This window comes from Candidatus Synechococcus spongiarum (genome assembly GCF_900047545.1).
Lineage (GTDB): Bacteria > Cyanobacteriota > Cyanobacteriia > PCC-6307 > Cyanobiaceae > Synechococcus_B > Synechococcus_B spongiarum_C.
This window is the reverse complement of sequence record NZ_FITM01000151.1, coordinates 1-8,974: the sequence shown is the minus strand read 5'-3', so window position 1 is coordinate 8,974 and position 8,974 is coordinate 1. Positions and strand designations below refer to the sequence as shown.

Annotated in this window: 3 protein-coding genes; all 3 read right to left on the bottom strand. The window is 62.8% G+C overall.

The features are described 5' to 3' along the window. Positions 1–2,265, bottom strand: a 2,265-nt coding sequence (locus FLM9_RS06480) for an Eco57I restriction-modification methylase domain-containing protein (protein ID WP_180365325.1), incomplete at its 3' end; no start/stop codon positions are given. 136 nt (positions 2,266–2,401) lie between these two features. Next, positions 2,402–5,173 (bottom strand): DEAD/DEAH box helicase, encoded by a 2,772-nt coding sequence (locus tag FLM9_RS06475; protein ID WP_218969750.1) that lies wholly within the window; start codon positions 5,171–5,173, stop codon positions 2,402–2,404. A gap of 36 nt (positions 5,174–5,209) precedes the next feature. Further along, positions 5,210–8,974 (bottom strand): helicase-related protein (locus FLM9_RS06470; protein ID WP_074457806.1); only part of this gene is annotated, 3,765 nt, incomplete at its 5' end.

Genomic DNA, 8,974 nt, shown 5'->3' with positions numbered 1-8,974 from the left:
CTCCCACGGCGGATTCCCCAGCACCACGTCAAAGCCGCCTTGCTCCATCACGTCTGGAAACTCCAGGGGCCAGTGGAAGGCGCGGGCGGCGGCAGCGGCTTGGCGGGCCGGCCCCAGGGCTGGCGGCGCCTGTCCGGCCAGGGCTTGCCATAACTCATCGGTGGTGGGCACCGGGGCGGCGTCGGTTTTAGGCAGCAGGAAGGCAGCCACGTAAAGATCCGCGGCGGCTCTGGCTCGCTGGAATTCCAGTGTTTGGCGTAGATCCCGGAAGCGGCTGGCCTTGGCTTGGATTTGCCCCACCGTGTCTTCCCCCAGGTTGCGAAGGCGCGCAAACTTCAGCGCCAGGGGTTTCATGGCCGGCATCAGACCTTCCTGGTCCAGAGTGTCCAGGGCCAGGCTGCCCTGCCCCCTGTCCCTTACCTCCTGGTTGAGCTTCTTGCAGCGTTTGGCGGTGGCTTTGTGGTCGCCGGTCAGGGGTTTGTAGGCGGCGTCGGGAATGCCGTCTTCCAGCACGCTCAGATCAACCAGGCCCAGGAGGGCGTCGCCGCAGCGGATTTGGCTGTCCAGAAAGCCCAGGGGGAGGCCGGGGGTCACCGTCTCGATCCAGAGGGCCACACGGGCGAGTTCCACGGCCATGGGGTTCTTGTCCACCCCGTAGAGGCAGCAGCGGGCCACGTCCCGCAGGGCAAGACGAAAGTCCGCCAACCCTGGGGCACCGTCGGCGCGGATGCGGGCCAGGCAGGTGGCCAGGCGGCGGGCGGCGGCCAGCAGGAAGTGGCCCGAACCACAGGCTGGGTCCAGGACGGAGAGCTTGAGGAGCGCCTTGGCGGGGTCTTCGGCTTTTGCTTCGGTGCGCTCCAGAACGGGGTCAAGGGCGCTGTCCAGCAACGCCTGAACCAGGCTGTCCGGGGTGTAGTAGGAACCCGTGGTTTTGCGCTGGTTGCCTCTCCGTTCGCTGGCCTCGGCGGCAAACACCAGGCTGTGGCCGTCGTCCGCCAGTTGGGGTTGCAACTCCAGGAGGGATTCATACACCGAACCCAACTCTTCGGTTTCCATGGCCCGCCAGTTGACCGGCACCCGACCGGTGCGCTCCGGTAGCCACCCCAAATGCCAGAGGGCTTCCATGAAGGCGTTGTTGGGGAGACGGGCCGTCTTCAGGTGGGGCAACTGGCGGGGATCAAAAAGGCTGCCAAGGGCGGGCAGGGCCAGGCGCGTTTCCCCTTCAGCCAGGGCGCGGAACACCACTTTCATACCCTCGTAGCGGTCATGGTGCTTGTCCCAACTGGCGCGGCGCCGGCACTGGCGGCGCAGGGTGGTGAGGCTATAGCCCTCCCTGTAGAGTTGGCGGGCAGCCTCTGTGCTCCGGGCGGGGTGGAGCAAATTGCGGTCCTCCGCCACCATCAGGAAGATGAGCCGATACACCAGCCGCAGCAGTTCGTTGAACCAGTCCGCCAGGAGGACGTGGCCGGCTTGCAACTGGCGGGCCAGATCACGGTTGGCACTCAGGACGCCGCAACCCAGCACCTTGAGGGCCTGCTGCACCTGGGCCGCCAGTCTGTCCCGGGCGGCTTCTCCAAGGCGGTTGCCTTCCCTGCGCCAGTCTTCCAGAGGGCAATCCGTTGCCGGAGCGCCGGACTGTCCAAAACGGCTGCGGTGGATCAGCAACCAGAACACCGCGAAGGAGGCGGCATCTTCATTGGTGAACATCTCCTTCAGATCCGCTTCGATGTAAGCCGGGCGGGTGAGGGAGGCGTTGTCCCGCAGCAGCCGCATCTGGTGGCCGTTGGTCACCAGGCCCCAGAGGGTGTGGTCGTGATGGTTGAGCCAGTCCTGGAGGGCAAAGGCGGGAGAGCGGGAGCGGTCCGCAGAGAGGCTGGGGCTGCGGCGCTCCAAGTCCTCCCCTAGCGGCGCCACCACCACGGGAACCCGCTCCCCGTCAACGAAGGACACAACAACCCGGTCGGCTGGGGCAACAAGGTCATGGAAGCCAAAGGTCTCCGCCAGAAAATCCCGGACAAAGCGCTGCGTGGCCGCCAGGGAAGGATCGTGACGCCGGGCAAACTCATCCCAGTGAGACTGGCCCACCCGGAAGGCGGTGGAGATGTCCTCGCGAATCGTCAGCCCTTTGCGGATGCCGTAGCTGGCGCGGGTGGTGTCATCGTCCTTGGGGGCGCCAATCTGGGCCACCATGGCGGGGGTGAGGAGATTGCCCTCCAGGCTGAGGGAGGGCCAGGCCCCTATATCGGTGGCAGGTTGACGGGCCACGGCGCTCAATCCTTGGGCGCAGGTAGTTGCCTGGCCTCACTAGTGGCGATGGCATTGCCCAGCCTGGTCTCCGAGGTCATCACGCCATGGGTCACGGGATTAGCAGGCCACTTTAGGACCATGGGTTGGCCACGGCTTACACCGCGCTGGGCACCAGAACAAAGAGGCCGATCACGTCCGGTGGCTGAACGGCCTCCACACTGACGCGGGGGGTTGAAGGGGCCGCAGTCCGCAGTCGATCATGATCCTGGCCCAGTTCAGCAGCGCGGTTGCGGACAAAGTCTGCCAACGGTCCCTTCAGCAGAGCAGGCAGGTGGGCCTTGGCGGTCGTGATGAATCGATCCCGCGCCACCGGTGCCATGTTGGCCGCTGCGGGCGTGTTCAACAACGTCCGGGCCTTTTCCCCTGTGGCCGTGATTGTGCTGTTCCGGGTGGCCGCCAATGCTGCTTCCTCCATGGCCACTAATGCTGCTTCCTCCACCAGAAGGAGCTGCTCGCGCCGGGCATGGGTGGTGATCTTATGGCGGAGTCGCAACAGCAGAAGCCATGTCACCCGCTCAACTGCCGGGGTGCTCCAGGCGCCAACCCGGCCAATGCCCAGACCAGGCAAAGACTCCGGATCCAGGGAAGCTTCCACCAGGGCTTCCGCCGTGGTGGTGACCAGCCCATGGGTTCGGGTCAATCGCTGGGCGCCCGCTGGCGCCGGCTCAGTGGTGGCCAGCCGCACCGATCCCGTCAGGTTCCGCTGTTGGAGCCGTTCCCGCAGACCAGCATCCAGCGCCTCCACATGGGCCAACACCACAGGTGCCTTGGTCTCCAACGGCACGCCAAAGCAGGCCATGGCGCGCTCAAGAAAGACCCGGGCATCATCGGGAGACCCAAGAAGCGTACGCACCTTCTTCCATTCGGGTACCACCTCCTGGGGCTTCATGGCGTTCTGGGCAAAGCGGGTGCGGGATTTCTTTTCGTTCTCCGCCACATCCCGCCAGCGGGTCTCCATGGCTGTGGTGCCCTCCTTAAGGCGCAAATCAAGGACCAACTGGGGGGTGGCGCCCCGCCGCAACACCATGGCAGCCAGCAGCGCATCGGTGACGGGACCACGTTTCTGGGGAAGGGGCACGGTGACGCCCGTGACTTTGCGGATGGCCTCGGCTTTGCGCAGGATCACCTCCAGCACGGCGCCGTCCACAGCGCTGTCGGGGGAGAACATCATGATGGAGCGCACCAGCGGCGCCGGCTGCCCGAAACGATCCACCCGGCCTTCCCGCTGCTGGTGGCGGGTGGGATTCCAACACAGGTCGTAGTGAACCACCGTGTCGAAAACCTGCTGGAGGTTGATGCCCTCGGAAAGGCAGTCGGTAGCCACCAGAAGGCGCTGGGGGCCCTGGGCCATCTCCGCCACCCGATCCCGCCGCTCGTCAGGGGTCAGCACACCGGTGACGGCAGCAAGGGTGAGATGGGGAAAGGCTTGGCGGAGACCATCTCGGACATGCTCCGCCGTGGCAATGTACCGGCAGAACACCACGGGATTGGCACCCTGGCTCAGAAGGGGCCTGAGGGCCTTGACGAGGGCCGCCAACTTGGGATCAGGTTGATTCAGCAAATTCTCGGCCTGGCTCACCAGGGCACGGAGCGCCGGATCATCAGGCGCAAAGGTGGTGCCGGGCTCCAGGTCAACAGCGTCTTGATCCTCTCCGTCTTCGTCGTAGATCCGGGGTTCCAGGCGCTCGTTCTGGCTCAAAGCCCGGTTGCGCAGCGCACTGAGGGCAGCGCGAGGGGATGAGCCCACACAGCGCATCAGCGCCAGGGTGCCCCAAAACGCCAGCCGCCGCTCCCGCTGGCCAGTCCCGGCCTGCTCCACTACAGCAAGGCAGTAGTCCAGCACAGCCTCCTGAAACGCCATGTGGTCTGGCGACAGGGGATAGGGATCTTCGGTGGTCTCGTGTTTGGGGAAGGCGCGGTCCTCGTGCCAGTCCCCTGAGACAAGATCCACTCGCCGCCGCTGCACGAAATGCCGGGCCAGCCGCTCCCGATAGTGGGGATCGTCAAAATCCATCTCCGCAAAGGATGAATCAACGAGCGACAGCAGGCGACCAAACGCCTCCTTGTCTCCGGAGTGGGGGGTTGCCGTCAGCAGGATCATGCGGCGACCTGGATCCTTGGCCAGGTCGGAGAGGAGGTCAAACCGTTGTTGTTTGCCCTTGTGGGTGCCCACGCAGGCATGGGCCTCGTCCACAACCACAAAGTCCGGGCAGGCCCTGGCAAAGGTCTCACGGCGTTTCTCGGCCTTGATGTAGTCCAGGCTCACCACGGTGGCGGGGAAGGCGTCAAAGAGGGTCTGGGACATGGGCAGTCCCCGTTCCAGACGTGCTGCCGTGCCGGCAGTGACGGCAACTGCCGTGATCCCAAAACGCAGTTTCAATTCATCGACCCATTGCTCCACCAGGTGGGGAGGGCAGAGCACGGAGAAGGCGTCCACCTCGCCCCGGTCCCTCAGCTCCCGCAGGATCAGCCCGGCCTCGATGGTCTTGCCGATGCCCACATCATCGGCAATACAGAGGCGGGGCACCGGCAGGCGCAGGGCCATGAGCAGGGGCACCAGTTGATAGGTGCGCGGTTCAAAGGCGAGCTGGGCCGCAGAGCGGAACGGACCGGCGCCACGGCGGAGGGTGAGCCGCAAGGCATCCGCCAGGAGCCCGGCCTTGGACTGGACCGTGGTTGCAGCATCCGCTGGCAAATCAAAGCCCGCCGGCTCCACGGGGATTAGTTCAAGGGACGGATCCAGTAGGACCACATCCTGTTCACTGCCCGAGAGGGGGCGCAGCGCCAGAATACCCTCCGAAGGAGATGGCAGGGCCACCCACTCACGGCCACGGGCCTTTACCAGGTCGCCGGGGGCAGGATTCATGCTCATTTGTTCAGGTCTTCAACGCAGGTCCTGGTTTCAAGTCTTGAACATGGCCGTCAACCCGCTGGGCAGCCCCTCGTCACTGGCGGCCGGCAGAGCAAATAACGTCCAGCCCTTGGTATGGCCCCTCTCCTGCGCCGTGTCCGTCACCGCATCCATGGCAGCGGCAACTAAATGGCTGCGCCACGCAAAAGGGAACACTTGGTCCGCCATGGTGATGGGTTTAGAGTCCGGTGTGGGGAGTCCCGCCTCATTGAACACGGCCAGCCATGGACTGCATGGACCTGATGGGGTGCTGTTCAGAACCACTTTACCACGGGCCAGATCAACCAACAACTGCCTGGCCTGCTGGCTGGTGCGGTCAATCAGCTCATGGTCCGGTTGATTGGAGTACGACAAAAGACAGTGGTAGCAGCCCCGCACACAGGCGTTCTCCTGATCAGCGAGATGAGATTCATCACCAGCGGCAATAGCCTCGTTCACATTGCCGAAGTGCATCAGGTCCAGCGCCTTTCGGGCCACGCGGCCCAGAGCCTGGGGATCCTCCACCAGTTGGCTCAACACACCCGCGCCGCCTTCCGTGGCCTCATAGGTGAGGATGGCACGGCAGTTGTTGCGCTCGGGCAGTGGTTCGCTCAGCACTTCCCCTTCCTCCAACTGGAAGGCAACCGCAATGCCGCGAACCAGGGCGTGCTGGACCGTCGCCATCGTCTCGGGAGCATAGTCCTCCGGCTCACAGAAGCGCATCAATAGAGCATTCTTCCGCTCCCGCACGATGGGAACAATGCGCACCGGCCGGCTCACTTCCGGTGACTCCTCCTCGCCCTTCTCCACCTTCGACTTCACCCAGTAACCGCTTTGGGGATCAATGTTGAAGCCAAAAACAGTCTGGTTTTTGCGGCGTTTTAGGCCTTTATTGATGCGACTGATTTCAGCGCTGTTGGCGTATTGCAGGGTCAGAATTGTGATTCCCCCACAGCGAAAGTCAGCCTCCGTGATCTGCAGGCGATCCTGCCGCCTTGGCCAGGAAAATACGGTCTGGATGTCAAATCCCTGACGGATACGCTCTTCATCATTGGCGGTGATCCGCGTTGCCGGCGCGGCTTCCACGTTGTCGATCCGCAGTGTCCTCTGCACAGGCAACTCGTTGGCCATGGATTGACCACAGGCATGGCAGCATTCCACTTCGTTTTCATGGCAGGCGCCACAATGGGAGCAGATGAAGATGTCCCTGGTGGCCAGCTCGGAGCCATCACTGGTGCGCACCTCCGGGGGAAGTTTTGCCTTGGTCACCCGATAAGCACGGCCTTCGTGATAAATCAAACTGCGGGGACCAAACTCGGAAATGGCCAGGAAACGGGCTCGCTGCAGAAAGGAGCCAGTCTTTTTCTCGCCGGGAATAAAGGCATAAAGGGGTAGACGGGGAAAGTTATAGCCGGGCAGAAAGCCTTCGGTGGCAAGGTATCGGTAGGAATAGAAGTCTGAACCGTTGGAGGCTTTGCCTTTCTCAAGCAGGTCAATCTGATTGTTGGCCTGGGCCTGGGCGGCTTTGGTGGTTCTGCGGTCCTTGCTGGCAAGGCCAGGGGTCTCGGAGCGGGCGTTGGCCTCTTGCAGTTGGGTGCGGGCAGCGTTGTAGAGTTGCCGCCATCTGTCGAAGGCATGATTAAACATCTCTGGCGCTCCCTCAGCAATTGTCCGCACAAAGTTGTCTGGATTGCCCATCCAGAGAGGCCTTGGCCCATCAACGGAGTCCAGAATCTGATCCAGAACCTGCCTCATTGGCACCTGGGCATCCTCCACCAGTCTCTCCCGCTGAATGACATCCAGAATCTCCTGCTTCAGCGGAAAATTGACCTTGCTAAGATCCAACACCTGGGGAATGTCCGGCGAGAGAGCAAGCTTCGTCTGCGCCAGCCAGACGGCGTGGAGATGGGATCGCACCAACTCTTCATTGGTGATGTCCAGCGCTGGCGGGCGCACCACCCCCGCAACCATGGCGTTGCGGCGCTTGAAGAAGTACTGGTCATGGGGTGATTGGGCTGCGCAATAGGCCATGATCACTGCAGTCTGCCCTGAACGGCCAGCGCGCCCGGCCCGCTGGGCATAGTTGGCGGGAGTAGGGGGCACGTTGCGCAAATAGACGGTATTCAACGCTGAAATATCCACACCCAACTCCATAGTGGGAGAACAGAATAGAGAGGGAAGAAACTGGTCCGGTTCGCCAGCGGCTTTGATGTCTGCACGATTCTCGCCAATTTTCTTGCGATCATCCTCTTCATAGCGAAAACGCCATTCCCGCCACTCCCGTTGCTTCTGAGTCACCTGCGCCGTGTGCTCACGGCTTTCCAGGCCCCAATAGGTGCTGTGGCCCTGCTTCAGATCAGCGGCAATGGTTTGGTAGAGGTCATGGAAATACCTGTTCCCCCGCGGTTCTCCTGGGCGCACTGCTTCGCCCGGAACCAGCTTGAGCGCCGCGGGGGAGAGATGCCAGCCATGGAGGTCGTCTTCAACCTCCCAGGCTGACACCAGCCCCTCCCGACTCATCAATTCCATCAGCCCCGCCATGACCTGGGCATAGTCGTCCTTGTTGAGGTTCTTCATGCCAGGGATCTTCCTGATGGCTCGGCCAATACGGGAGGGGTGGCTTGCACAAATCACCGGCTGCTCTCCTCTACGATCCCTCCTCCTTGGCTTCAGGATCAACGCATTGCGACCGCGCAATTTTTCCTTCTCATCCATGGCCCATGGAGCACGGAGCAGATTTCTGGATTGCTGGGCAACGGGATCAAGAGCCGCCAGTTCCAGCGCCTCCGTATTGACGGCAAGACCCTCAAGCAAGGCAGTCAGGATGATCTGGAGGACCTGTTTGCGTTGCTCCCGGTCATCCGCCACTTGCCGAGGCAGGATGGCACCCAGGCTCTCCCCATCATCGGCCACGTCCTCAAGACCGACAAACCGGAAATCCACCAATTTGAGCACCGCCAGGCTTGGGTTGGTGTATCGCCAGCCGCGGCGCAGGTCTGTCCAGACACGGTGCGCCAGCACCTTGGCCAGGGATCGCTGAGCATTCTCCCGCATAACGGCACCGGCGTCCGGTTCCAGCATCCAGTGGATACGTGCGGCCTTGTTGGCTGCCGTGAAGCCCAGCGCCTTCACCAGGCCCAGACCGAATTCGTCCTCACTGATCCCGTCGTCGCCGGCATCCAGAACGGCCCGCAACGTGGCGCCCCGCAGAAGACTGACAAAGAGAAAGTCATTGAAGTGGCCCGCCTGGAGCGCCGCATCCTGCCGGTTGTCCGTGAAGCCCAGAAGCTTCCGCTTCTCGGGGGCGATGCCGCTGGTCTCGCCGTTCATCCACCCCAAGGCCGTGGCCACCAGCAGGGTAGTGGCAGAGCTGCGCCCTTCCCCCGACAGGCCCATCAGCTTGCTGCGCTCCCACATGGTGGAATGGGGCTGGTCCAGACAACGGGGACAAAATCGCCACCGCCCCGGAATAAACCAGAAGCTGGCGTCAGTCCCACCACAGCGCCCGTCCGGGCCTACGGTCAGTTGCTCGGGAACTTGGTTCTTCGGATTGATGCGAAGCCGTTCACCGCCCTTGTGTTCTTCGCGCCAGTCTTCCGGGAATGTGTCCAGCTCACCTGTGAACAGATAGTCCGTGTCCGGTCCATCCCCGCTTGTGCGGGGAACAGTTGGTTGTCTCGTTGGCGTCAGGTAGCCGGCCACGTTGTCCTGGTCCTGATCTTCAATGGGGGTGTCGTCGATATTGCGGGGCAGAAAGATCTTCTCACCACTCCTTGT

Bases quoted from the DNA above. Each gene is read 5' to 3' on its own strand.
- FLM9_RS06475 (WP_218969750.1), bottom strand. From the start codon at position 5,173: ATGAATCCTGCCCCCGGCGACCTGGTAAAGGCCCGTGGCCGTGAGTGG.